The organism is Corallococcus interemptor (assembly GCF_003668875.1).
In the GTDB taxonomy this organism is placed as follows: Bacteria; Myxococcota; Myxococcia; order Myxococcales; family Myxococcaceae; genus Corallococcus; species Corallococcus interemptor.
The window spans coordinates 25,296-48,781 of sequence record NZ_RAWM01000004.1 but is presented as its reverse complement, the minus strand read 5'-3'; the positions used below and the strand labels follow the sequence as shown (position 1 = coordinate 48,781).

Sequence of the window (23,486 nt, the reverse complement as noted above, 5' to 3'; positions counted from 1 at the left end):
CCCGTCTTTCCTGGTGATTTGAGTGCAGGGGAGGCAGGCGGACGGGCGGTTGGCTCCCCGAGAATCACTCGTCCGTCACGTCCAGGGCCGCGATCAGACCTGTTGCATCGAACGTAACCTTCCAGCGCTGGGTTACGTCCTTGCCGTACACGGCGCGGTAGGTCCGGGTCAGGTGGTCCGCCGAGTCCTCCACGAGGACCAGCCAGCTCAGCTTGGGCAATCCGCCCAGCTGAATGGGGAACCACTCCTTGATGTCCGCAAGCCCGTCCTTCGCCGGACCGGTGAAGTGGCGAGGCTCCGGGTTGCCGGCAATCAGCGAGGGCAGAACCTGCTTCAGCGCTTCCGTCCGGTCCGGCGCCGCGTCGGAGATGCCGGGCTCGTTCAGGAACGATGGCGGGGGTAGGTAGAAGTTCGCCACACCATGCGCGAGGTTGGGGACCAGCTTCCGTTGGTTCGTCAGCACGACCACGGCCAGATTGTCGTCCGGGTAGTAGGCCGTGTCGGAGAGTGCCGGCCCGCCGCTGTGGCCCACCTCGGGACGTCCGCGGTACCGGGATACGGTCCAGACCACCGCGAAGCCGCTGGTCTTACCGTTGTTGATCGTGGGCGGAGTCCACATGGCCTTGCGCAGCTCGGCGTTCAGTAACTTGTCCGTCATCAGCGCGGCGGTGAATTTCGACATGTCCGTGATGCTGGAGAAGAGTCCTCCCGCCGCGAGCGTGTAGTGGGGATACACGAACCAGTACTGCTGCTGCCGGTCGGCCTTCCACTGATACGTCGCCGTGCGCTCGGGGATGACGTCGCTGGTCAGGACAATGTGTTCTTCGGTAAGAGTGGCCTGGTCGAAGCCACTGCTCGTCATGCCCAGAGGCTTGAAGATGCGGTCGCGAAGGAGCTGCTGATAGGGAGCGCCACCGACCTTCTCCAGCACCTGGGTCAGCAGGACGAAGTCGTCAGACCCGTAAGCAGCCTTCTCGCCAGGAGCCGAGGCAAGCGGAACCTTCTTCGCCGCATCCACCGCCACCGCGATGCTGGAGACATCTGCGTTCACGGGCCCGGGCTTCATTCCGGACGTGTGACTGGCGAGGTGGAGCAGGGTGATGTCCTTCCACGCAGGAGGACAATCGGCGATGTACTGACAGACGCGGTCCTCCAGCTTGAGCTTGCCCTGGCCCACGAAGTCCATCAGGAGCACGGCTGTGAACATCTTGGTGCCGGAGGCAATCTGGAACGCAGCGCGGGTGCTGGCAGGTGCGTTCCATTCCAGGTTCGCCGTGCCGTAAGCCGCCAACTTGATGACCTTGCCAGCACGGACGACCGCGACCGCGGCACCAGGGATGTGATTGCGAGCCATCTCCGCGCGCAGGAACGCATCCACTTTGTCCGGCGCAGCCCACGCCAACTGCGCCCATCCCAGTAGAACCAGCAGGCCCCATCGTTGAATGTTCATGGTCAGTTCTCACCGCCCTGAAGGCCCAGGATGGAATCGGTGAAGGCGAAGAGCTTTTCGTCATCCGGCCGCATGCTGCTCAGGAGGATGACGGTGCGACCGTCGTCGAGGACGCGCCAGGCGACAGTGCGGTAGGCGCCGCTTGTTCCATCGTTCGTCGCGACGGTCTTGGCGGCCTTGAAGGTCCGGACGCGACCGCCCAGGGCGTAGTTGGATTCGGGGCGCTCAATGGTCAGTAGGGCCTTCTTGGACGAGGGCGACAGGAGCTTTCCGGAGAGCACGCCGTGGTTCAGGCGCAGCATGTCTTCGGCGGTGCTGTAGAAGCCTCCACCGGTCACGAGGTAGTTCGGGAGCGTGTACACGCGACGCTCCACCTTTGGCTCCAGCGAGCGGTATCCCAACGCGAGGTTCGGAACGTTTCCGGCTTCGCCCGCCGCGATGCCACTGTCCGCCATGCGCAGGGGCTTGAACACGAGCCGCTGGGCGAGCTGTGCGTAGGACTGCCCGGAAACACGCTCCAGGATGGCCTGAACGAGAATCCAGTTGGTGATGTTGTAATCGAAGCGGGTGCCCGGCGTGAACACCAGGTCACCGCTTGCGTACCGGGTCATGGCTTCGGTTGTGGGCCGTGTTTCACGCTCGATGCTGGGGTCCTTCTTGGCCGCGTCCATGAGCCCATTGGGCAGACCGCTGCCATGGCTGAGCAGGTGACGCAGGGTGATTTGGTTCCCCGTGTCCGCGCGATACTCCGGGAGATAAGTCAGGATGGGCTCGTCGAGCGCCAGCTTGCCCTCGTCGACCAAGCGCAGAACGACGATGGACGTGAGCCACTTGCTCACCGAGCCCACGAAGAAGCGGCTGTTACGCTGGAGCGGCTTCTTCGCGTCGGCGTCCATGACTCCGAACGCCGCCACGTACTCCGCGCGAGAGCCCTTGCCGCTCAGGACGACACCGTTGAAGTGCGCATCCGCAGCGAACTTCCGGACCTGCTCCTGAGTTCCTGGCTCGCCCGCGTGAGCTGGGATCGCGCAGCAAAGGCTAGCCAAAAGCCCCGGCCAGATTCGCTTCAGGGGACTCACGAACATGCGGCTCCTCGACATAGTGACGCGGCCCATGGTGGGCCGGCATCACAGATACGTAGAGGGGGCGCCCTCCATTGCGGAGGGTGCCTACAAATGTCGTTATGCCGTGGCGGACCGGACCGCCTCACGGATTGCGCCGGACTCCACCAACTCCGTGACCTCGGAGATGTCGTGCTGTAACTCGCGGTTCCGGTCCATGTGCGGAACCTTGGCGCGGATCAGCTCGTACGCCGCCAGGAGGCCCCTGCTGGGCTTCACCGGCTGACGGAAGTCCAGCGCCTGGGCCGCGACCAGCAGATTAATCACCAGACACGAACGTGCGAACTCCGAGACCTGATGGCTCTTCAGCGCCGCCGTCATGCCCATGGACACGTGGTCCTCGCGGCCAGCGGAGGATGGCCTAGCGTCCACGAACACAGGATGGCTCTGGAGGCGGGATTCGCCACCAGGGCCGCTGCGGGCACCTGAGCGATGATGAACCCGGACTTTTTCGCCAGGAACGTCTCCTGTAAAGTCCGGGTTTAGACTGACATCTGGTGCTCGCATCGAGTCATGTGCGTGGTTGCTGAGGGGCCGGTCTTCTTAAGAATGTTGTCCGAAAGAGACCCGATGAGAGGTTGTGTGCCGCCAGCAGATTACCAATCTCTTCAATAGTCCACATGTCTGGGGCTTTTTCTGTGACGGCGACGGAGAACTTGCGAACCGCTTCATGCAGCGCCGCTAGTCGTTCCGTGTTTAGGATCATTGTGCCTTCTGGCGCGAATGCATCGGTATCAAAGCGCGAGGCTGGGTGAACAAGGACCGCCGTCAAAGGCCGCTCTCCGTATTGCTGTTTAAACCAAGCGATGTGTTGGCCTAGTTGTCCCGCTTCAGTCTTCGAGATGGCCTCTCGTGTTGTTTGCACTTCACTCTTCGCTTCAATGATGAGGAAGTGCTCCCCCGCCATTTCCCAAAGAACATCAGGTCCGACGCCAAACTCCCAATCCGGCCTTTGTGCTTGATCGCCCAGCCAAATGACCAAATCTTGTAACCTCTGCTCGAAAGTATGGGCTCTCGTTCCAAAGGTGAGATTCGAAAGTAAGGTTTCGATCTCTACTGGAATTGATCGGTAGTCTCGAGATCGCCGCTGCAGAGCCTGTAGAAATCTCTGTGGTTGTACTCCTGTCCTCCCTTGAAGTTTCGGATAAACCACTCCTCCTATTGGTTTGAACGCTTCCGAATTCAAGGAATGCGCCCTCTTTTGCGTCTCCTGCGCTCTATTTGGATCGAGCCTGTGCTCAAAGGATGCAAGCAACTGCAGATACCATCCCTTGTCGATATCGTGCTGGGGGCCTTGGGGGCCAGGGATGAAGGTGCGCAGCTTCTCCGCTGCGCTTGAAATGTCATTTGCTCGAAAATCTTTCGTTGCTTGGCGTTCAATCGAGACAATCGCAACCGCATCGGGATTGCCCGCTTGCTTTGGCGCTACAGAACTCAATCTTTCGCGATGTAGTTGCCTCCAATCTGCGTTCTGCTTGAGAGAGTAGTCGAGAGTCGCCCGGATGCCAGCAAGGGGGTTGCCCTTATCCTTTCGCAAGGCTTCAGCTAGTTCGGCGCCGAGCTCCAGTTGCATGGCTGTTTCGACCGAGAACAAATCGCGACGAGTAGGTGAGGCAGCGAATTCAGCCAAGTCTGTCCCGAGCAGAAGAATTGCGCAATAATCGCTTCCCGAGCGAACTCCTCTCCCGAGTCCTTGCTCAACACGTTGTGCTTGTGCGCCTAGGAGTTGCGTTGATCCGCGACGAACACTCATCTGGTGCTGCTCGAATGAGAGGCCGCCCATAGGCAATCCATCAATCACCAGCAGTCTGCAGGCATCGTCAGGAAGATCGATTCCGTCGTAGCGGTTGACCAGTGCGACGATGTTTCCTCTGGTTTTGTGGAGGTTTTCGACGGCCTGCTGAACACCTGCATCTTTCTGTGGAACATCCGCTCCGTTGGCTTTCCAGAATTCGGAGGCCTTAGCTGAGGGCACCAAAACAACTACATTGTAGCCGTCAGCCGCGATGCCTTTTATGATGGGCAACAACTGCTCTCGTTTAAGCTCTCGGTGAACAAGTGTTGGAGCAAGTATAAGGCGCTCTCCAATGTCGCCAAGGACTTTGGGTTGGAGTGGCCGAAGGGCGGCATCAGGTGTGACGTCGAAGTCGCGAACCAGAACGGAGTCGTCGACGAGGGTCGCCGAGAGAAAGAGGCGCCTTTTGGCATCCGGCAGCGAAGGAAGGCGATGAGTGGGAACGACGTATGGAGTAATCAGGACTTCCTGTGTGGTAAAGAGACAATGCGCAAGGGGTAGGTCTTCCTCTAGGAGTGGCCAAGGGAACTTTACTGCTGGCTCGGTGCGACAGCCAACTATGATTCTTGAGACAGCCGGTATGGAATTAAGCCAAGCCCAGTATGGAACTGCCATGGTTGTGCCGACGACGCCTTGCTCAAGGGCGACGGTTCTTGATGCAGACTGCGCTTCAAGAGTTGGTCTGAATAGTTCGAAGAGCTGCTGGAATGCATTGTGTGTTTTTCCAAAGCTAATTGAGGCTTGCTCTCGGGCAAGAGCAAGGCAGCTGTGGGCGTCGTCGACAAGGATTGTCCCAACTTTTGCCGGCAGGTGCCGACCACCGATTACACCGAATTTCGACAGGCCGTTGAAAAAATTCTGAAAATGGGTAACGAGGATTGCTTTGGAGTTTACGAATTCGGTTGGTAGATAGTCGCCATCGTATGTCGTTGTTGGAATGCTGCATTCTTTTGCTCTTTCGATTACCTGCTCAACCAGTTGGTCTTTGGGGCAGAGATAGAGTGCCGGCCCCGTCCCTTCGTTCAGTGATGATTGCAGGGCGAGCAGGCCTACCAAGGTCTTCCCTGCTCCAGTATTCATCTTTACGATTGTGTCGCGAGCGGATCGATTTGCGAACCACATATCGAGTATGTGAGATTGGACACTTCGCAGATATTGCAAGTGCGGCGCGCGGATGAGGCTGGCGAAAAGGGCCTGAGGTTCTACCGGAAGGTCCTTGCGATCTCGCCTTAGGCTTTTCAGGTCAATCATTGTTCCTCTTGTCTTTTTACGTGGACTGCCCGAACGAGTATATATGACCTGGCGAGTGCGGAAAACGTCGGTTGCCGGCACAAAGTTCAGCATGGCTGAAAGCGTTGGAGGTAGTGACGGAATCAGGCCGCAAACTTCAGGGGCGAGTGGCCTTGCGTAGCCGAGGTGCAACCCACGTTGATGGGGCCTGACGCAAGGTGCACCTGACGCGATCCCGCCGGGATGATCTTGCTGGAGGATGAGCGAAGGACACCCCACTACAGAGAAGCTGCAGCGGGCCATCGTTCGGGCCTTCCAGGAAGAGGGAATGACGTACGGACAGATTGCTCACTTGCTGGGCATTGGAATGGCCAGGGTCAACCGAGTCTTGCGGCGGGCGCTACCGGAAAACCGGGTACGTTCTGCCCGCCCTAGCAGAGGTAGGAACTTCCCCCCATTCGGGGAAGTTCGTCGCGCAGCTTGAGCGCCTGAAGGAACTGGTGGTGGAGCTCCGGGCTCGTAACCGTCCGGCCAACGACGTGCCGTGAGGGATTGCCGGCGTAGCGGCCCGCGGCCAGGGCCTGCCTTCAAGCGTCCCGACACGTCACTGGCCGGATGGTTACTTTTCAATAACCTGCTATGCACCGATCCCTCAGTAGAGCCCAGGGATCGGCGTCCCCAAGCGCGCGTGGCCTTATTCTCCCCCCACGGCAGCGCCGCCGCTCTCTGAAGGCTATCTCCTGCTGTGATGCTTGCTGAATGGGTGTAAGGCTATTGTAGCTTTACGTCGTCATCGCCGGGCGTGATCAAAGTATTGGCTGGCTGGAGCTCATAATGGAGAGCTTTGACCTGAAGCACTTTTCCTCGGTTCTCAAGCTCGCGAAGATGTTCGGATGAGAAAAAACAGATGTTCGTTCCGGAGCTCAGGGAGCTTTTGTATCTGATTCCATCAAAGCTCTGTCGCCGAATAATGTCGGCAATCAATTGTGTCGAGGTGTACCTTTTTTGGTCTTCCGGAGGGATCGGCATGCTTAGTGCTCGATCTATTGAGTGGGCCAAATGATAAAGGGCCAAAGTCCTTTCGCTAAGACACGAATCAATGATGTTTGTTCGGCCGAAGTCCGCAATGCGAAGGGCTTTGGTTGCCTCGAAACTGCCAATTGAAACGCGGTGGCCTGGATGCGGTCGAACCTCTGATGCCGCAGTGGTTTCGTCTGAGGCTACGTAGAAGAACGACACGCCTGTTCTATTTGCTCTGCCTGCCGAGGCTTGGGGTGGTGGAGGGTTTTTGATTTCTTTGCTTTGGTGTGGCCTGTAGCGGATCGAAGGGGTCCACTCGGAGAGCGCTGGCCGAAAGTATTCGCCGGCAATACCGATTCGAGCGCGATAGAAAATGGTCTTTGGCTGAACAAAGGTTTCGATGGAGCCTTCAAGCGCTCGTAGATGCTTTTTTAGCTCTATTTCCGGTTGGAAATAGTTTTCGCTTTCAAGCTTGATTTCTATTTTCTTAAGCAGCGGGGAGTCGTGGGTTGCTAGTGACTGGAGTAGTCTTAATTGGTTTCCCTCTTTGTCGTACCCTGCATAGATGGAGATGCCCTGATCTGCGGCCGGGTAGGGATTTGAGAAGATTGAATCGACCAGAAATGATTCGACTTCAAGAGGATCGCGAGTGTTTTTCTTTGCTGTTTTGGTTTTTATGATTGGGTTTTCTTTTTGGAGGAGAGTGGTGATATCGTCGCCGCCCCAGTGGGGATTGTATTCCCATTCTGAATAGTGGGTGCGCACCAGTGCTCGAATGAGCATTGATAGGTGTTTTGTGTTTTTGGGGGAGGATGTGGTTGAGTCCCTTTGCCCACAGACTGCGCAGCGTGGGCCTCTTCTCCCGTGGGACTTAATGAATTCCTTGAGGATCGGGTGCTTTGCGCACCCGATGCAGATTGATGTGGATTGGTGTTTCATTCCAGGGGCCTGAGTGAGTGGTGTTTTGTTGGGTGGTTTTCAAAAGTGGCAGATAGAGATTATTGAGAGGCATTTTGCACCGCCTCACGGATCGCCCCGGACTCCACCAGTGCCGTGACCGCAGTGATGTCGTGATGCAGTTCGCGGTCGCGGTCCATGTGCGGAACCTTGGCGCGGATCAGCTCGTACGCCGCCAGGACGCCCTTGCCGGGCTTCACCGGCTGACGGAAGTCCAGCGCCTGCGCCGCGACCAGCAGCTCAATGGCCAGACACGAACGCGCGAATTCCGACACCTGACGGCCCTTCAGCGCCGCCGTCATGCCCATGGACACGTGGTCCTCGCGGCCTGCGGAGGAGGGGATGCTGTCCACCGATGCCGGGTGGCTCAGGATTCGCGACTCGGCTACCAGGGCCGCCGCGGTCACCTGGGCGATCATGAACCCGCTGTTCAACCCGCTGTTCTTCGCCAGGAACGCGGGCAGACCCGAGAGGCTCGGGTTCACCATCTGCTCCACTCGCCGCTCACTGATTGAAGACAGCTGCGTCAGGGACATGGCCACCACGTCCATGGCCAGCGAGATGGGCTGACCGTGGAAGTTGCCTCCGGAGATGATGTTCCCCGTGTCCGGGAACACCAGCGGGTTGTCCGTCCCGCTGTTCACCTCCACCTCCAGGATGCGACGCGCGAACGCCAGGCCCTCTCGCGCCGAGCCGTGCACCTGCGGGATGCACCGGAGGCTGTACGGGTCCTGCACCTTGCTGCAGTTGACGTGCGTCTCCACCAGCTCGCTGCCCTTGAGAATCCGGCGCAGGTGCTCCGCCACCGCCTTCTGGCCCGCGTGCGGACGCACCGCGTGGATCTCCGGCAGGAACGGCTTGTGGCTGCCCAGCAGGCCCTCCACCGTCATCGCTCCCGCGATGTCCGCCACGTCCGCCAGCAGCTCCGCCCGCAGCTGCGTCAGCGTGCCCACCGCGCACATCGCCTGCGTGCCGTTGATCAGCGTCAGGCCCTCCTTCGCCTCCAGCACCACCGGCTTCAGGCCCGCCTTCTCCAGCGCCTGCTTCGACGGCATCCGCACGCCCTCGAAGAACGCCTCGCCCTCGCCAATCAGCACCAGCGCCAGGTGCGCCAGCGGGGCCAGGTCTCCGGACGCGCCCACGCTTCCGCGCTCGGGGACCACCGGCACCACGTCCTTGTTCAACATGGCGATGGCCAGCTGCAGCGTCTCCATCCGGATGCCGCTGAAGCCCTTCGCCAGCACGTTGGCCCTGAGCAGCAGGAGCACGCGCGCTTCCGGCAGGGGCAGGGGATTTCCCACGCCACAGGCGTGCGACAGGATGAGGTTCCGCTGCAGGTCGCGCAGGTCCTTCCGGTCGATTCGCACCTCCGCCAGCGTGCCGAAGCCCGTGTTGATGCCGTAGGAGGGCGTGTCTCCGGCCGCCACCCGGTCCACCAGCGCACGGGAGGCCTGCACCCGCTGCGCGGCTTCGGGGGCGAGCTCCACCGTGACTTCGTGGCGGGAGACCTGGAGGATCTCCTCCAGCTTCAGGGTGTCACCATCGATGAGGAGGCGGGGGCGGGACATGTTCTGGCTACTCCGGGAATGCGGCTTGGAATCGTTGGGCCACGAAGGCTAGCGGATTCGCGGCAGGCAGGTTGAGGGCCCTTTACACCCAGGCCCCGGCGCCCATATAGCCTGCGCCCGTCCGTGCAGGGAGGTCGCAAACCTCGTGGCCCTCATCGTCCAGAAGTACGGCGGTACCTCGGTGGGAGACACCGAGCGCATGAAGAACGTCGCGCGCCGCTGCCTCGCCGCCCAGAAAGCCGGCCATGACGTTGTCGTCGTCGTCTCCGCCATGTCCGGTGAGACGAACCGCCTGCTCAAACTGGTCGCGCAGATCACCGACCGGCCCGACGAGCGCGAACAGGACGTCGTCGTCGCCACCGGTGAGCAGGTGTCCATCGGGCTCGTCGCCATGGCCATCCAGGCGCAGGGCGGCAAGGCCGTGAGCTTCCTCGGCCACCAGGTGCGCATCGTCACCGACAGCACCTTCTCCAAGGCGCGCATCAAGAGCATCGACGCGGAGCCCATCCGCGCCGCGCTGAAGCAGGGGAAGATCGTCGTCGTCGCCGGCTTCCAGGGCGTGGACGAGACGGGCAGCGTCACCACGCTCGGCCGCGGTGGTTCCGACACGACGGGCGTCGCGCTGGCGGCGGCGCTCAAGGCCGACGCGTGTGAAATCTATACGGACGTCGACGGCGTCTACACCACCGACCCCAACGTGTGCCCGGCCGCGAAGAAGCTGGACCGCATCACCTACGAGGAGATGCTGGAGCTGGCCAGCCTGGGCGCCAAGGTGCTGCAGATCCGCTCGGTCGAATTCGCCATGAAGTACAAGGTGCCCCTGTGGGTGAAGTCTTCCTTCACCGAGGATCCGGGCACGCTCGTCTGCGAGGAGGACGCATCCATGGAGGACGTGCTGGTTCGAGGGGTCGCCTACGACCGGAACGAGGCGAAGATCACCGTGGTCGGTGTGCCGGATCAGCCGGGCACCGCGGCGAAGCTCTTCGGGGCGCTCGACGCGAAGCACATCGTGGTGGACCTCATCGTGCAGAACCCGTCCCGCGACGGGCGCACCGACGTCACCTTCACCGTCGCCAAGTCGGACTTCGCCAAGGCCCACGAGGTCGTGAAGCAGGCCGCGCAGGACGTGGGCGCCACGGGCCTCGAGGTGGATGACGCCATCGCCAAGGTGTCCATCGTCGGCGTGGGCATGCGCAACCACTCGGGCGTGGCGGCGAAGATGTTCCAGACGCTCTCCCAGGAGGGCATCAACATCCAGCTCATCTCCACGTCGGAGATCAAGACCTCCTGCGTGATCCACACGAAGTACACGGAGCTGGCGGTGCGCGCGCTGCACACGGCCTTCGGGCTGGACGCGCCGGCCCCCGTGCAGGCCAACCCCACCGTGTCGGAAGTGGACGCGCTCCAGGGGCAGAAGGCCTGAGGCGGTTCGGGCGCACGTCCGCGCTCGCGGCGCTGTCCTTGGGGCTGCTCGCCCTGGGCTTCACGGCCCGGGCGCGGTGGCCGGATTCGCGGCCGGCGCTCGACTGCCCTCCGGAGTCCGTGCGGCTGGATTCCGCGGGGCTTGCCACCTGTGGGCCGGGGACGGTGCCCACGGGGGCTCGGGCGCTCGCGCTGGGGCTCAAGCTGGACCTCAACGCGGCCTCCGAGTCCGAGCTGGCCCTGCTGCCCGGTGTAGGCCGTGACCTGGCCAAACGGCTGGTCGCCGCTCGCGAGGAGCAGGGCCGGTTCTCCTCCTGGGAGGACGTGGACGCGGTGCCCGGCGTGGGTGCTGCCAAGTTGGAGACCCTTCGGGCAGCCACCGTGCTGGACGCGGCGGCGCCTCCTGGGAGCGTGTGGTAAGCACGGCCGGTGCAGCTCTCCTGCCCGAATTGCTCGATGCAGTACGCGTTGGATGCCCGACTCCTGCCGCCCAGCGGCGCTTCGGTGCAGTGCACGCGGTGTGGCCACGTGTTCATGGCTTCGCCCAACGGCGTCATGGCTCCCGCTCCGAAGATTCCTCCGGCGGGTGGGGGAGAACGGACCGGCGGCCAATCGTCCACGCAGATCTTCGGCGGTGAAGGCGCTTCCAGCCTGAAGTCCACGAACCTGTTCGCGGGATCGACGACGGCGTCCGGGTCGTTCGTTCCGCAGCCCACGCCCCCGTCGGGGGCGCTGGCTTCGTCCGGCGTGATTCCTCCGCCTCCGTCCATCGCGCCAGTCTCTCCCGGTGCGCAGCCTCCGGCGGCGATGGGCTCGACGCGGGCCTTCGGGGCGGTGGGGGCTCCTGCTCCTGCCGGGGCGCCTCCGGTCCAGCCGCCTGCGCCGGGCGCGGCTCCTGGCGCGACGACGCGCGCGTTCGGCGCGGTCTCCGCGTCGTCCTCGGGTTCGTTCCGGATCGCGGAGCCCGGTGCTTCAGCGCGTGGGCCCGTGGCGGAGGGTGGGGGAGCGACGCGTGCGTTCGGCGCGGTGCCGGACCCTGCCGCCGATGCGGGCACGGGTTCGACGCGTGCGTTTGGTGCGGCTTCGGAGCCCAGTGCTCCCTCCCGGTCCTTCGAGAACATCTCTCCTTCGGGCGACCCCGCGGATCCGCCGTGGTCGGCGGCCAGCGGCTCGCGAGCCAGGCTCGTTCCGGAAGGCCATGACGCCAGTCCCTGGGCGACCTCCTCTCCGACCTCGACCGTCTCCCTGCCCGATGACGACGCGCCCTTTGCCCGCACCGAGCCCTCCAAGAGCGCGGCGCCGGATCCCAATGCGTCGCTGCTCGGAGGCGGGCTGGACCGGCCGATTCCTCCCCGCAGGCCCTCCGGCGACCTTCCTCCAGAACTGCTCGGCGCCTCCTCCCGCCCGGCGCCCATGGTCATCGAGGACGGCGCGCGGCGCGCTTCCACGCTGAGCCGGGTGCTCCTCGTGCTCGCGGTGCTCGCGGGCATCGTCCTGGCCGGGTACCTGGCCTATCCCGCGTTCCGCGACCGCAACTCCGCCATGCCCGTGGAGGCCGTGTCGAAGAAGGAGGCGGCCGTGCGGAGCCTGCGCCTCGACGATGCGGCCTCGCGCGAACTGGCCATCCAGAGCCTCAAGGCCCTGGCCACCGCGCACCCGAAGTACGCCGAGGTCCAGGCCGAGCTGGCCGTGGCCCACGCCCTCCAGCTGTCCGACCTGCACGCGGAGTTCGACCGGCTGCGCATCCAGGCGGATGCCCTCAAGCGCCAGGCGGACGACGTCACCGCCGCGAAGGCGTCGCCGCAGTGGATGGGTGAGGCGCGCGCGCTTCGCCTGGAGATGAGCGCGCTCGAGCGCGAAATGCAGCCGCTGCGCACCGACATCGCCGCGCGGCGCAAGGAGTTCGACGCGCTGGTGGAGACGCTGCGGGCCGCTCCGGACGTGGAGCCCGCCGCCACCGTCGCCTCGCGCCTCAAGGCCCAGGCCCTCCATGCCTCGGTGACCGGTGCCTCCAACGCGCTGGCCCTCGCGGAGCGCCTGCGCCAGGTGGAGCCCACTCCCGCCTGGAGCGTGCTGGCCCGCGCCGAATACGCCCTCAGCTCCGGCTCGCCCGCCGCCACCCTCAAGGCCGTCTCCGAGGAGCTGGGTGCGCTGCGCTCACAGGATCGGCTCCTGCTGCGCGCCTACGTCCTGGGCGCCCGGCTGGCCATCCGCCAGGGGGATCCGGACACGGCCCGGACGCTGCTGGACGAGGTGGTGGCGCTCAACCCCAAGCACGACCTGGCGAAGCGGATGCTCGCCCAGACGCCCGCCGCCGAGGCCTCGCCCTGAAACGTTGACCGGATCACCTCCGTATCACCCTGGAGAAACTCCAGTCCGTCCCGGGGGCTCGCTGGCTCTCTCGCCCTGAAGTCCCTCTGAACGTCCAGGCACGCGCCTTGCTTTGTCCACGGGCGTCGAGGACTCGGGTTTGGGAGGGTGGTCGATGGCGGAGGTCTTCTTCTGGTGCGCGGCGCTGGCGCTCGTGCACACGTATTTTCTCTATCCCTTGAGCCTGTTCGCCCTGGAGGGCGCGGCCCAGGTCTTCCGGAACGCGCGCAAGATGCGCTCGGGTGCGGCCTCCGGCACGGGCGTCAAGGCCGGTCCGCTTCCCTCGGTGAGTCTGGTGGTGGCCGCCTACAACGAGGCGGACTGCATCGAGTCGAAGCTGAAGAACAGCCTGGCGCTGGACTATCCGGCGGACCGCTTCGAGGTCGTCATCGGCTCGGACGGCTCCACGGACGGCACGGACGGCATCGTGCAGAAGTGCACGGATCCGCGCGTGCGCCTGTCGCCCGCGGCGCGCGCCGGCAAGACGACGGTGCTCAACCGCTGCATCCCGTCCGCGCACGGCGACATCGTGCTGCTCTCGGACGCGAACACGATGATCGACCCGGACGCGGTCCAGAAGATCGTCCGTCACTTCGAGGACCCGGAGGTTGGCGCCGTCTGCGGCAAGCTGCGCCTCTACAACCCCACGAAGCAGGACTACGAGGAGAGCGCGTACTGGAGCTACGAGTCCCTCATCAAGATGTACGAGGGCCGGCGCGGCGCGGTGGTGGGCGCCAACGGCGGCCTCTACGCCATCCGCCGCTCGCTCTTCACGCAGCTGCCGCCGTCCACCATCGTGGATGACTTCGTGATTCCGCTGCGCATCCTGGAGAGCGGCTACAAGGTCGTCTACGAGGAGGGCGCCGTCGCCCACGAGGAGACGACGGAGGACTACGGCAAGGAGTTCGGCCGGCGCGCGCGCATCGCCGCGGGCAACTTCCAGAGCCTGCGCCTCGTGCCCGGGCTGCTGCTGCCCACCGCCGGCTTCGCCGCGTTCGCCTTCTGGTCGCACAAGCTGCTGCGCTGGTGCGCTCCCGCGCTGATGGCGCTGGCGCTGCTGGCCAACCTGTTCCTGCTCGACAGCATGTTCTACCGGTTCACGCTGGGCGCGCAGCTGGGCTTCTACGCCCTGGCCTACATGGGCCGCTCCGGCGTCTTCAAGAGCGGCGCGGCGAAGAAGGCCACGTCCATCGCGTACTACTTCGTGACCATGAACGCGGCCATCGCCGTGGGCTTCTGGCGCTTCCTGCGCAACTCGCAGCGCGCCGCGTGGGACCGCACCGCTCGCGTGCCCACGTCCACGTCGACCTGAGCTTCAACGCCTTTGCAGTCCAGGCCCGCCGGTTCCCGCGCGGCGCTCCGGCTGGTTCCGGAAGCGCACGGCTGGAATCGGCGGGCTTTCCTTTTTCAGCGGGCCGCCACCGCCACGGGCTTCGCCGGGCCGGAGGGCAGCACGCTGCCGAACGCCGCGAAGAGCTGGCCGGTGAGCACGTGCGGCTGGCCGGGGGCGGGGCTTCGCAGCATGTCGTTGAGGATCTCGCCCGTCTTCGGATCGCGGGCCATGTGGGGGCGCGCCAGGTTCATCCGGTAGCGCACCACGCCGCGTTTCACGCGGTGGATGACGGTGACGGTGCCGTCCGCGTCCACGCCGTCCACCAGCCCCACGTGGGTGAGGCCGTCGTTGCGCCGGCCGTCGCGGTTCTGATCATACGTCTCGCGAAAGAACACCAGGTCGCCCGGAAGGGGACGCCCGCTCGTGTACACGCGGCCGTTCGCCTGGGCGTAGCGGTACATCGCGGTGACGCCGTTGTCCCCGGGCTTGATCGTTCCCCGGAACTTCACGCCCGCCTGGGAGTAGGTGGCCTCGATGAGCGCCGTGCAGTCCGCGGGGTAGCGCTTGCCGTTCACCTGCACCGAGGACTGGCCCACGAGGCCGCGCGCCGTGGCCAGCACCCGCTCACGAGGGTTCGCCGGGGGCGCCGGGGCCGCGACGGTCTGCTTCGCGGGCGTGACGCGCGGCTTCGCCGGAGCCTTGGCCTTCGGAGCCTTCGCCACCGCCGGCGCCTTGCGCGGAGCCGGGGCCTTGCTCGGCGCAGGGGCGCTCTTGCGGACCGCCACCTCCTCGGACAGCGAGGCGCGCGGGAAGGCCGGAGGGGACGCGGAGCGGTAGCGCACGGCATCCGACGCCACCCAGGCCCCCGTGGGGGATCCGGTCGCGCAGCCCGTCGTCATCACCAGCATCGCCGCCATCCATGCGCCCAGCTTCATGGCCACCTCGTCCTGTAGCGTCCTGGGATAGAGGCTCCCTCCGCTGGTGCGTGTAGGCAAGAAAACCACCCAGGCAACCGGGCGGGACGGCTCGGGTTTCCGACAGGGGACGGGTGGGGTATTGCTGGAGGGGATGCCCACCTTCCGCCGCGCCCTCGCCTTCGTGCTCCTGGCCACCGGTTGCTCGCACACGTCCTTCGAGCGCGCCAGCGAGCTGGACACCGTCCAGGCCTACCAGGAGTTCCTGCGCGAGCACCCGGAGGATCCGGAGGCGACGACGGCCCAGGGGCGCATCGAGGGCCTGGAGTTCGACGAGGCGAAGCGGCTGCACTCGGTCATCGCCTACAAGCGCTTCCTGGAGACGTACCCGGACGCGCCGCAGCGGCAGCGGGCGCAGACGCTGCTGGAGGGCCTGCGCTTCAACGTCGCGAAGGAGGCGGACTCGGAGGCCGGGTGGCGGCAGTTCCTCGCCGAGCACCCCGACGGCGCCCACCGCGACGAGGCGCGCGCGAAGCTCCAGGCGGCCCAGGAGCGCGAGCTCCAGACGACCACCGACCCGCAGCGCGTGTCTCGGCTGCTCCAGGGCGAGGCCGCCGGCGCGCGCCGCGAGGAGCTGGAGCGCAAGCTGGACGACACCTCCTTCGCCCAGGCCACGGACGCCGGGAAGCTCTTCGCGTACCTGCGCGACTTCCCCGCGGGCGCGCACCGCGAGGAGGTCCGCGTCAAGCTGCTGGAGCTGGAGGTGGAGGGGCTGCTCGTCTCCGGGCTGGTGGACGAGGCCGAGGCGAAGGTGAAGACCCACCCGCTGGGGCCCAAGCTGACGGGCTTCCCCGCGCGCCTGGCCCGGGCCCGCGCGGAGCAGGGCGCCCTGGCCCGCACCGAGCCCGCCGCCCGCGCGATGCAGGCGGGCCACTACCTGCGCGACCTGGAGGACCTGAAGCGCGCGCTCGTGGCGCCGGATCCGCTGGACCGCTGGCAGGCGGCGGAGGAGCTGGGCCAGCATGTCTCCGTGCGCGCGGTGGATCCGCTGCTGGAGGCGCTGCGCACCGCTCGCAACCCGCTGATCCGTCAGAACGCGCTGTCGTCGCTGCGCTCGGTGCTCTCCGCGCTGCCCGCTCCGGTGGCCGCCTATGAGGTCGCCTCGCGCCTGGAGTCCCTGCGCGAGCGCGCCAGCAGCCCGGAGCTCTACATCACCGTGGCGGCGCTGCTGGACCTGAGCGGCCAGGTGGAGCAGGCCGCCAGCCAGTACCAGCGCGTTTATGAATCCGGCGGCACGGATCCGCTGGTGCTCTGGCGCTGGGTGCAGCTGCGCGAGCAGCGCCAGCAGGCGTTCTCCTCGGCGGTGGCGGCCCGGCAGCTCGCGGTGTGGGCGCAGACCACGGCGCGCGAGGAGAACGTGTCCGCGGAGGGTGGGGTGCCCCTGGCGTCCGCCCGTCAGCTCTGCGCGGCGGTGGTGGACGCGCGCTTCGCGGCCCAGGCCATCGCCCGGGTCCGCGGCCAGAAGACGGAGTTCCCCGAGGACCTGGCCGACTTCGAGCGCACCGCCCAGGACGCCATCCGGCTCGCCGAGGCGAAGCTCGCGGACGCGGAGCTGCTGCTGCGCCAGCAGCACCCCGGCGTGCGCACCTGCGCGGATCAACAGGTCGCCGAGCGCCTGTCGCAGGGCGTGAAGGAGCGCACCCAGGCGCTCCAGCAGGCCTCCAGCGCGAAGCTGCCCAAGCCCGTGGGCACGCTGCTGCTGGAGCTGGCCCGCGAGCGAGATCCGTCCCCGGAGGTCCGCGCCGCGGCGGCCTCCCGGTTGGCTGGATCCACCCCTCCCTGAGACGGACTGGCGGACCCGGCGACGGCGGTTAGAGTCCCAGCCCCCCATGGCCGCCCCCCTGCCGCTGAACCACGCCGTCCCCTCCGGAGCGCCCGCGCGCCGTCTGGACCTGGACGGCGCGCTCAACGACGAGCAGCGCGCGGCCGTGGAAGCAGGGGAGGGGCCCGTGCTCGTCATCGCCGGGGCGGGCTCCGGCAAGACGCGCACGCTCACGTACCGCGTGGCGCGCATGCTGGAGCGGGGCGTGCCGCCGTCCTCGCTGCTGCTGCTCACCTTCACCAACAAGGCCGCGCGCGAGATGATCCGCCGCGTGGAGGAGCTGGCCGGCGGCTTCGCGGACGTGGGCAGCCTGCTGGGCGGCACCTTCCACCACGCGGCGCACGTGCTGCTGCGCCAGCACGCGGGCGCGCTGGGCTTCTCCACCGGCTTCACGGTGCTGGACCGCGAGGACGCGCGCGACCTGATGGCCACGTGCCTGGCGGAGCGGAAGCTCAGAAGCGACAAGCGCTTCCCGCGCCCGGACGCGCTGCTGGACCTGGTGTCGCTGGCCACGAACCTCCAGCAGCCCGTGTCCCAGGTGCTGGTGGACCGGCGCCGGGAGATGCTGCCCGTGGCCCCGGAGGTGTTCGCCACCGCGCGCCGCTTCCAGCAGCGCAAGGCCCAGCTGCACCTGATGGACTACGACGACCTGCTCGCGCACCTGAAGCGGCTGCTGGAGGACCACCCGTCCGTCCGCGCGGAGCTCACCGGGCGCTTCCAGGGCGTGCTCGTGGACGAGTTCCAGGACACGAACCGCCTCCAGGGCGATCTCGTGGACCTGCTCGTGGGCGAGCGCAAGAACCTCACCGTCGTGGGCGACGACTGCCAGTCCATCTACAGCTTCCGGGGCGCGGCGTTCACCAACATCATCGACTTCCCCCAGCGCTACCCCGGCTGCGGCATCTACCCGCTCACGCGCAACTACCGCTCCACGCCCCAGGTGCTGCGGCTGGCCAACGCCGTCATCGCGCGCAACACGCGCCAGTTCCCCAAGGAACTCGTGTCCGACGCCGCGCCCGGCCCCGTGCCCCAGGTGGTGCCCACCCGCGACGTGAAGGCCCAGGCCGCCTTCATCGCCGAGCGCGTCCTGGAGCTGCGCGCCCGGGGGCACCGGCTGGAGTCCATGGCGGTGCTGTACCGCGCCCACCTGCACTCCCTGGAGCTCCAGTTGGAGCTGACGCGCCACGGGGTGCCGTTCCGAGTGCGCTCCGGGGTGCGCTTCTTCGAACAGGCCCACGTCAAGGACGCGCTCGCCCACCTGCGCTGGGCGCACAACCGGAACGACGAGCTGGCCTTCAAGCGGCTCGCGCGGAAGCTCCCGGGCGTGGGCACCGCCAGCACGGAGCACCTGTGGACCGCCCTGGCCGCGCTGCCCCTGGAGCTGTCCCTCCCGGACGCGCTGGCCCACCCGGACGTCCAGGGCCACGTGCCGCGCAAGGCCCAGGCCGGGTTCCAGCGCTTCCAGGCCCTGATGACCACCCTGTCCGGCCAGGGCGTCCGGAGCCCCGGCGCGCTGCTCGCGGACGTGCTGGCGGCGCGCGAGCCTTCGGGTCCGGAGGACTCCCACGCGGAGGACCTGCGCCAGCTCCAGGAGTTCGCCGGCCGCTTCGAGGACGTGCCCCGCTTCCTGTCCGCCATCGCCCTGGTGGCCGAGTTCTCCGCCCGGGCGGCCCTGGACGGTGAGGCCCCCGACGACGTGCTCACCCTCACCACCGTCCATCAGGCCAAGGGGCTGGAGTGGCGGACCGTCTTCGTGCTGGGCCTCACGGATGGGCGCTTCCCCCTGTCGCTCGCCACCCGCGACCCGGAAAACGAGGAAGAGGAGCGGCGGCTCTTCTATGTCGCGGTCACCCGGGCCCGGGAGGCGCTGTGGCTCGTGTACCCCCACACCTCGCTGCCCCGGGAGGACGGGCGGCTCCTGCTCACCCCGTCGCGCTTCCTGTCCGAGCTGCCCGTGGGGCCTGACGCGGTGTGTGACGCCCTCCCGCCCCCGGAGCCCGACGGGCCCATCCGCCTGCGCGACCTGGGGCCGGATCCGGACCGGGACCTGTAGGCCCCTCCCAGCCATCAGCCCCCCTGGTGGGCGGGCTGGCCAGAACTACAGTCAGGGAGGAAGCATCCGCCTAGAAACGCGCACGCGCCGGCTCGACGTGCTAGAGAGTGAGGACGGGCGCGGCCTCCCCCTGAGCCGTGCACGTTGACCTTCATGGCGGACAGACCTCGCATCGTCGGGATTGACCTGGGCACCACCAACACCCTGGTGGCGTCCGTGCGCAACCGCATCCCGAAGATCGTCCCCACGGACCGCGGCAACCTCATCCTGCCCTCCGTGGTCGCGCTGTCCGCCAAGAACGACCTGCTGGTCGGCGGCGTCGCCAAGGACCAGATGGTGACCAACCCCAAGAACACCCTTTGGGGCACCAAGCGCCTGATCGGCCGCAAGTACCACTCGAAGGCCGTCGAGGACCTCAAGGGGTACTTCCCCTACGACATCGTCGAGGACGCCAACGGGGACACCGCCGTCACCCTGGGCGGCAAGCTCTACACGCTGCCGCAGGTCTCCAGCTTCGTGCTGTCGCAGCTGAAGACGATCGCGGAGCAGTTCCTGGGCGGCCCCATCGACGCGGCCGTCATCTCCGTCCCGGCCTACTACAACGACAACCAGCGCAACGCCGTGAAGGAAGCGGGGCGGCTGGCCGGCTTCGACGTCAAGCGCATCGTCAACGAGCCCACCGCCGCGGCGCTGGCCTACGGCTTCAACCGGGGCCTGGACCAGAAGGTCCTCGTCTATGACCTGGGCGGCGGCACCTTCGACGTCAGCGTGCTGCACCTGGCCGGCAACGTCTTCGAGGTGCTGGCCACGGGCGGCGACTCGTTCCTGGGCGGCGCGGACTTCGACAACCGCATCATGGAGTACGTGCTGGAGCGCTTCCGCGACGAGACCAAGGTCGACCTGACCGAAAGCCCCATCGCCCTCCAGCGCATCAAGAACGCCGCCGAGGCCGCGAAGATCGACCTGACGCTGATCCCCAACGTCGTCATCGACCTGCCCTACATCGAAGAGCGCAAGGGCAAGCCGCTGGATCTGCGCATCCCGCTGACCCGCGACTACCTCAACAACCTCACCGGCGACCTGGTGGACCGCACCTTCGACATCTGCGACCGCGTGCTCGCGGAGAAGGGCATCAGCCGCTCGGAGATCGACGAGATCATCCTGGTGGGCGGCCAGAGCCGCATGCCGCTGGTCCAGCAGAAGATCCAGGCCCACTTCGGCAAGGCCCCGCGCAAGGGCGTGCACCCGGACGAGTGCGTGGCCCTGGGCGCGGCGCTCCTGGGCGACTCGCTGGGCAGCATCGACGCGGTGACGCTGCTGGACGCGCTGTCCATGCCCATTGGCTACGCGATGCCCAACGGCCGCGTGAAGCGCATCATCGAGAAGAACTCGCTGATCCCGATGGTGAAGAGCTTCCGCCTGCCGCCGCCGCAGCAGCCGGGCTCGTCCTTCATCGAGCTGGACATCTACCAGGGCGACAGCGACCTGATGGTGGACAACGAATACCTGGGCACCGTCCGGGTGCCGGCCGCCGCCGCGGGCCGGAAGATCGACTTCCGCCTCACCGAGGAGTGTCTGCTCCAGGTGCAGGTGGAGGACGCGAGCGGGATGTCGCGCAAGGTGGATCTGGCCACCCGCGACACGCCCGAGCAGTTGAAGAAGGCCCTGCAGGAAGTCGCCTCGCGCAACGCGCAGGCCGCCCCGTCGAGCAGCAGCGGGGCGAGCAACGACGACCGGGGGCTCTTCTCCAGCATCAAGAGCATCTTCCGCAGGGGGTAGGGAGGCGCGATGCCGAAGTTTCCGTCGAAGGAGTGGCTGGACGAGGCCGTCCGGCTGACCAATGCAGATCCGGAGTGCGCCATCGCCGGCAAGGGCTGGAAGGGCGACTTCGGGGCCGTCATCGACGCGGAGAAGGGCAAGCTGGACAAGCCCTTCGTCATCCACGTGGAGCCCGGGGACTGCGACATCAAGCGGGCCCGCGTGCTGTCGGATCCGGACGACCTGGACGAGCTGGAGCCGGTGTACCTGGCCCGCGCGCCGTATTCCGTCTGGAAGCAGCTGCTCCTGGGCACGCTGGACCCCGTGGAGGCGGTGCTCAAGCGCCGCATCTCCATGCGGGGGGACCTGCAGCCGCTCATCGAACGCATGCGCTACAAGGGCATCGCGGACCGCGTCTTCGCCGCGCTGAAGACCGAGTTCGCTGACGGTCCCTGAAAGACACCGCCACCATGGGCATCCGGGACGACTTGAAGAAGCAGGCGCTGGGGCTCTCCAGCATGGCCATGGAGAAGCTCATGGCCGACGAGAAGCGCGCCCTGGCCCTGGCCCAGGCCATTGGCCGCGTCCAGCGCGGCAAGCAGGCCCTGGACCGCGGACAGGAAGAGGTCATGAAGGCCCTGCACTTCGCGCCGAAGGGGGACTTCAAGGCCGTGGGGAAGCAGCTCGCGGGCCTCAAGCGCCGGCTGCGTGAGCTGGACGCGAAGCTGGAGGAGCTCGCGGAAGAATCCTCCTAGAAAAGGCGTTGACACTCGCGCAGGCGAATGGCATTTACCGCCGCGTTCGTTGCGCACGGGTCGCGCGGCGGACGGCAGACAGCAGGGCGCGTAGCTCAGCGGTAGAGCACTGCCTTCACACGGCAGGGGTCGCAGGTTCGAAACCTGCCGCGCCCACTCAAGAAAGGCCGTGAGTCCCCAGGGGCTCACGGCCTTTCGCTTTTCCAGCGTCCGACACGGGCCTGCTCGCGAGGCGGAGACGCCCGTTGGCTGCCGCACGCGGCGGCGCCGCAGTGTCGGGTTCCGGCGCAATCGACGGGGGCGGGTCGTGGCCTGCGATCCACCGTCTGTGCGACCTTCACGTCCGTGCCCAGGACATTGCGATTCACGTGGGATCAGCAGGGACGGGCGGTCGTGAGTGGCCTGCCGCCCGACGACGTGCTGGCGGACTACCTTGCCCAGGAGCTGCGGCCGGACGCGAACCGGGCGCAGGGGATGCTGAACGTGCTGGCGTCACTGCGGCAGGGACGCAGGGAGCGCTGGGACGTCACCGGCGACACCTGGAGCCTGGAGCTCAACCGGGCGCGGGCCTCCATCCACAGCGAGGTGGCCATCCCCGGCCGCTCCCAGGACCTGCCCCTGGAGGAGTTCGAGGACGCCATCCGCTCCTGGCTGGAGTTCATGGAGCTGTCCCGGGCCCACTGAAAAAAAGAGGCCCGGACCCCCATGCACTTCGAGGGCCCGGGCCCGGAGCCCCACACCCCATGGGACCCACAGCCGTAAAGTCTGTTCCGCTGGAGCGTCAGCTCTTCGCGGGCGCCGGCGTGTTCGGCGCGTTCTCACCGTTGGGCGCGTGCGGCGGCGTGTTCTTGGCCTTCACCAGCGAGGCCACGATGCTGGCGCCCAGCACCAGCGCGATGACGCCCAGGGACACCGCCGGCGACAGGTGCACCACGTCCACCAGCGCCATCTTCGCGCCCACGAACACGAGGACTCCGGACAGGCCGACCTTCAGGTAGGTGAACTTCTCCATCGCGCCGGCCATCAGGAAGAAGAGCGAGCGCAGGCCCAGGATGGCGAAGATGTTCGACGTGAAGACGATGAACGGGTCGCGCGTCACCGCGAAGATGGCGGGGATGGAGTCCAGCGCGAAGAGCACGTCGGACGCCTCCACCAGCATCAGCGCCATGAGCAGCGGCGTCGCCAGCCTGCGGCCGTTCTCCACCGTGAAGAAGTGCTGCCCGTGGAAGTTCGGCGTGGAGGGAATCACGCGGCGGGCGGTGCGCATCAGCCAGCCGTCCTCCGGGTGCTCCTCGTGGTTGCGCTGGATGAAGAGCTTCACGCCCGTGAGGATGAGGAAGGCGCCGAAGACGTAGATGAGCCAGTGGAAGCGCTCCAGCATCGCCACGCCCGCGAAGATCATCGCCGCGCGCAGCACCAGCGCGCTCAGGATGCCCCAGAAGAGGACCCGGTGCTGGTACAGCGCCGGCACCTTCATCGTGGAGAAGATGACGACGAAGACGAAGATGTTGTCGACGGAGAGCGACTTCTCGATGAGGTAGCCGGTGAGGAACTCCATCCCCGGCCCGGAGCCATAGCGCCACCACAGGAAGCCGTTGAACGTCAGCGCCAGGCTCACCCACACCGCGCTCCAGGCGCCGGCCTCCTTGAAGCTCACGGTGTGGGCCTTGCGGTGGAACACACCGAGGTCCAGCGCGAGCATCGCGAAGACAAACGCGATGAAGCCGCCCCACAAGAGGGGGCTGCCGATGGTTTGGAAGGATTCCAAGACGTTCACCTGGGGAAGGCACGGGGAGCCAACCCCTCTCAAATAGGAGCGCGGGCACTCTTCGGCAAATAGAGAATCCGGACGCGATGC

General features: G+C 66.2%; 18 protein-coding genes, 1 tRNA gene and 1 pseudogene. 12 read left to right on the top strand and 8 right to left on the bottom strand.

Features of this window, described 5'->3' with window-relative positions; translation table 11 throughout:
* Window positions 1-64 precede the first annotated feature (64 nt).
* From D7X96_RS02455 to D7X96_RS02440, 4 genes and pseudogenes are all read right to left on the bottom strand, one after another.
* Window positions 65-1,450, bottom strand: coding sequence for a serine hydrolase domain-containing protein (locus D7X96_RS02455; RefSeq protein ID WP_121768873.1), 1,386 nt, complete (start codon window positions 1,448-1,450; stop codon window positions 65-67).
* A gap of 2 nt (window positions 1,451-1,452) precedes the next feature.
* Complete coding sequence (locus tag D7X96_RS02450) at window positions 1,453-2,529, bottom strand: serine hydrolase domain-containing protein (RefSeq protein WP_158626533.1); 1,077 nt, start codon at window positions 2,527-2,529, stop codon at window positions 1,453-1,455.
* A 102-nt stretch (window positions 2,530-2,631) separates the two neighbouring features.
* A pseudogene (locus D7X96_RS02445) lies at window positions 2,632-3,032 on the bottom strand (aromatic amino acid lyase); the annotation flags it as partial.
* 50 nt (window positions 3,033-3,082) lie between these two features.
* Window positions 3,083-5,617, bottom strand: coding sequence for a DEAD/DEAH box helicase (locus D7X96_RS02440; protein WP_158626532.1), 2,535 nt, complete (start codon window positions 5,615-5,617; stop codon window positions 3,083-3,085).
* A gap of 238 nt (window positions 5,618-5,855) precedes the next feature.
* Between D7X96_RS02440 and D7X96_RS41700 the strand changes: the two genes are divergently transcribed.
* The gene (locus D7X96_RS41700) at window positions 5,856-6,080 is read left to right on the top strand and encodes a sigma factor-like helix-turn-helix DNA-binding protein (protein ID WP_121768871.1); all 225 of its coding nucleotides are present in this window, start codon (window positions 5,856-5,858) and stop codon (window positions 6,078-6,080) included.
* Window positions 6,081-6,367: 287 nt separating this feature from the next.
* On the opposite strand, the gene D7X96_RS02425 is transcribed toward D7X96_RS41700, so the two are convergent.
* Together D7X96_RS02425 and hutH are read right to left on the bottom strand one after the other, a co-directional pair.
* The gene (locus tag D7X96_RS02425; protein ID WP_158626531.1) at window positions 6,368-7,381 is read right to left on the bottom strand and encodes an RES family NAD+ phosphorylase; all 1,014 of its coding nucleotides are present in this window, start codon (window positions 7,379-7,381) and stop codon (window positions 6,368-6,370) included.
* 233 nt (window positions 7,382-7,614) lie between these two features.
* Entirely contained in the window at window positions 7,615-9,141 is a 1,527-nt protein-coding gene (gene hutH / locus D7X96_RS02420; protein ID WP_121768869.1) for a histidine ammonia-lyase, read from the bottom strand.
* 145 nt (window positions 9,142-9,286) lie between these two features.
* Between hutH and D7X96_RS02415 the strand changes: the two genes are divergently transcribed.
* The 4 genes from D7X96_RS02415 to D7X96_RS02400 all read left to right on the top strand — a co-directional run bounded on the left by D7X96_RS02415 (window position 9,287) and on the right by D7X96_RS02400 (window position 14,245).
* A complete protein-coding gene (locus D7X96_RS02415; protein WP_120552260.1) occupies window positions 9,287-10,564 on the top strand; it encodes an aspartate kinase in 1,278 nt (425 codons plus the stop codon).
* Window positions 10,565-10,602: 38 nt separating this feature from the next.
* On the top strand, window positions 10,603-10,983 hold the full coding sequence (locus tag D7X96_RS02410) for a ComEA family DNA-binding protein (RefSeq protein ID WP_244219421.1): 381 nt from the start codon (window positions 10,603-10,605) through the stop codon (window positions 10,981-10,983).
* A 9-nt stretch (window positions 10,984-10,992) separates the two neighbouring features.
* Entirely contained in the window at window positions 10,993-12,894 is a 1,902-nt protein-coding gene (locus tag D7X96_RS02405; protein WP_279637347.1) for a zinc-ribbon domain-containing protein, read from the top strand.
* Window positions 12,895-13,048: 154 nt separating this feature from the next.
* Entirely contained in the window at window positions 13,049-14,245 is a 1,197-nt protein-coding gene (locus D7X96_RS02400; protein ID WP_121768866.1) for a glycosyltransferase family 2 protein, read from the top strand.
* Between the two features lie 95 nt (window positions 14,246-14,340).
* On the opposite strand, the gene D7X96_RS02395 is transcribed toward D7X96_RS02400, so the two are convergent.
* A complete protein-coding gene (locus tag D7X96_RS02395) occupies window positions 14,341-15,201 on the bottom strand; it encodes a C40 family peptidase (protein ID WP_121768865.1) in 861 nt (286 codons plus the stop codon).
* Between the two features lie 133 nt (window positions 15,202-15,334).
* Between D7X96_RS02395 and D7X96_RS02390 the strand changes: the two genes are divergently transcribed.
* The 7 genes from D7X96_RS02390 to D7X96_RS02360 all read left to right on the top strand — a co-directional run bounded on the left by D7X96_RS02390 (window position 15,335) and on the right by D7X96_RS02360 (window position 22,312).
* Window positions 15,335-17,023 (top strand): HEAT repeat domain-containing protein, encoded by a 1,689-nt coding sequence (locus tag D7X96_RS02390; RefSeq protein ID WP_120552265.1) that lies wholly within the window; start codon window positions 15,335-15,337, stop codon window positions 17,021-17,023.
* A 46-nt stretch (window positions 17,024-17,069) separates the two neighbouring features.
* A complete protein-coding gene (locus D7X96_RS02385) occupies window positions 17,070-19,115 on the top strand; it encodes an ATP-dependent helicase (RefSeq protein ID WP_121768864.1) in 2,046 nt (681 codons plus the stop codon).
* Window positions 19,116-19,268: 153 nt separating this feature from the next.
* The gene (locus tag D7X96_RS02380) at window positions 19,269-20,894 is read left to right on the top strand and encodes an Hsp70 family protein (protein WP_120553114.1); all 1,626 of its coding nucleotides are present in this window, start codon (window positions 19,269-19,271) and stop codon (window positions 20,892-20,894) included.
* 9 nt (window positions 20,895-20,903) lie between these two features.
* Entirely contained in the window at window positions 20,904-21,329 is a 426-nt protein-coding gene (locus D7X96_RS02375; protein WP_121768863.1) for an SCP2 sterol-binding domain-containing protein, read from the top strand.
* Window positions 21,330-21,343: 14 nt separating this feature from the next.
* Complete coding sequence (locus D7X96_RS02370; RefSeq protein WP_120553111.1) at window positions 21,344-21,628, top strand: hypothetical protein; 285 nt, start codon at window positions 21,344-21,346, stop codon at window positions 21,626-21,628.
* Between the two features lie 84 nt (window positions 21,629-21,712).
* Window positions 21,713-21,784, top strand: a tRNA-Val gene (locus D7X96_RS02365).
* 237 nt (window positions 21,785-22,021) lie between these two features.
* Entirely contained in the window at window positions 22,022-22,312 is a 291-nt protein-coding gene (locus D7X96_RS02360; protein WP_199747270.1) for a YacL family protein, read from the top strand.
* A 97-nt stretch (window positions 22,313-22,409) separates the two neighbouring features.
* Here the strand turns inward: D7X96_RS02360 and D7X96_RS02355 are convergent, their stop codons facing one another.
* Window positions 22,410-23,396, bottom strand: a complete 987-nt coding sequence (locus tag D7X96_RS02355; protein ID WP_120553113.1) for a TerC family protein — start codon at window positions 23,394-23,396, stop codon at window positions 22,410-22,412.
* Window positions 23,397-23,486 lie beyond the last annotated feature (90 nt).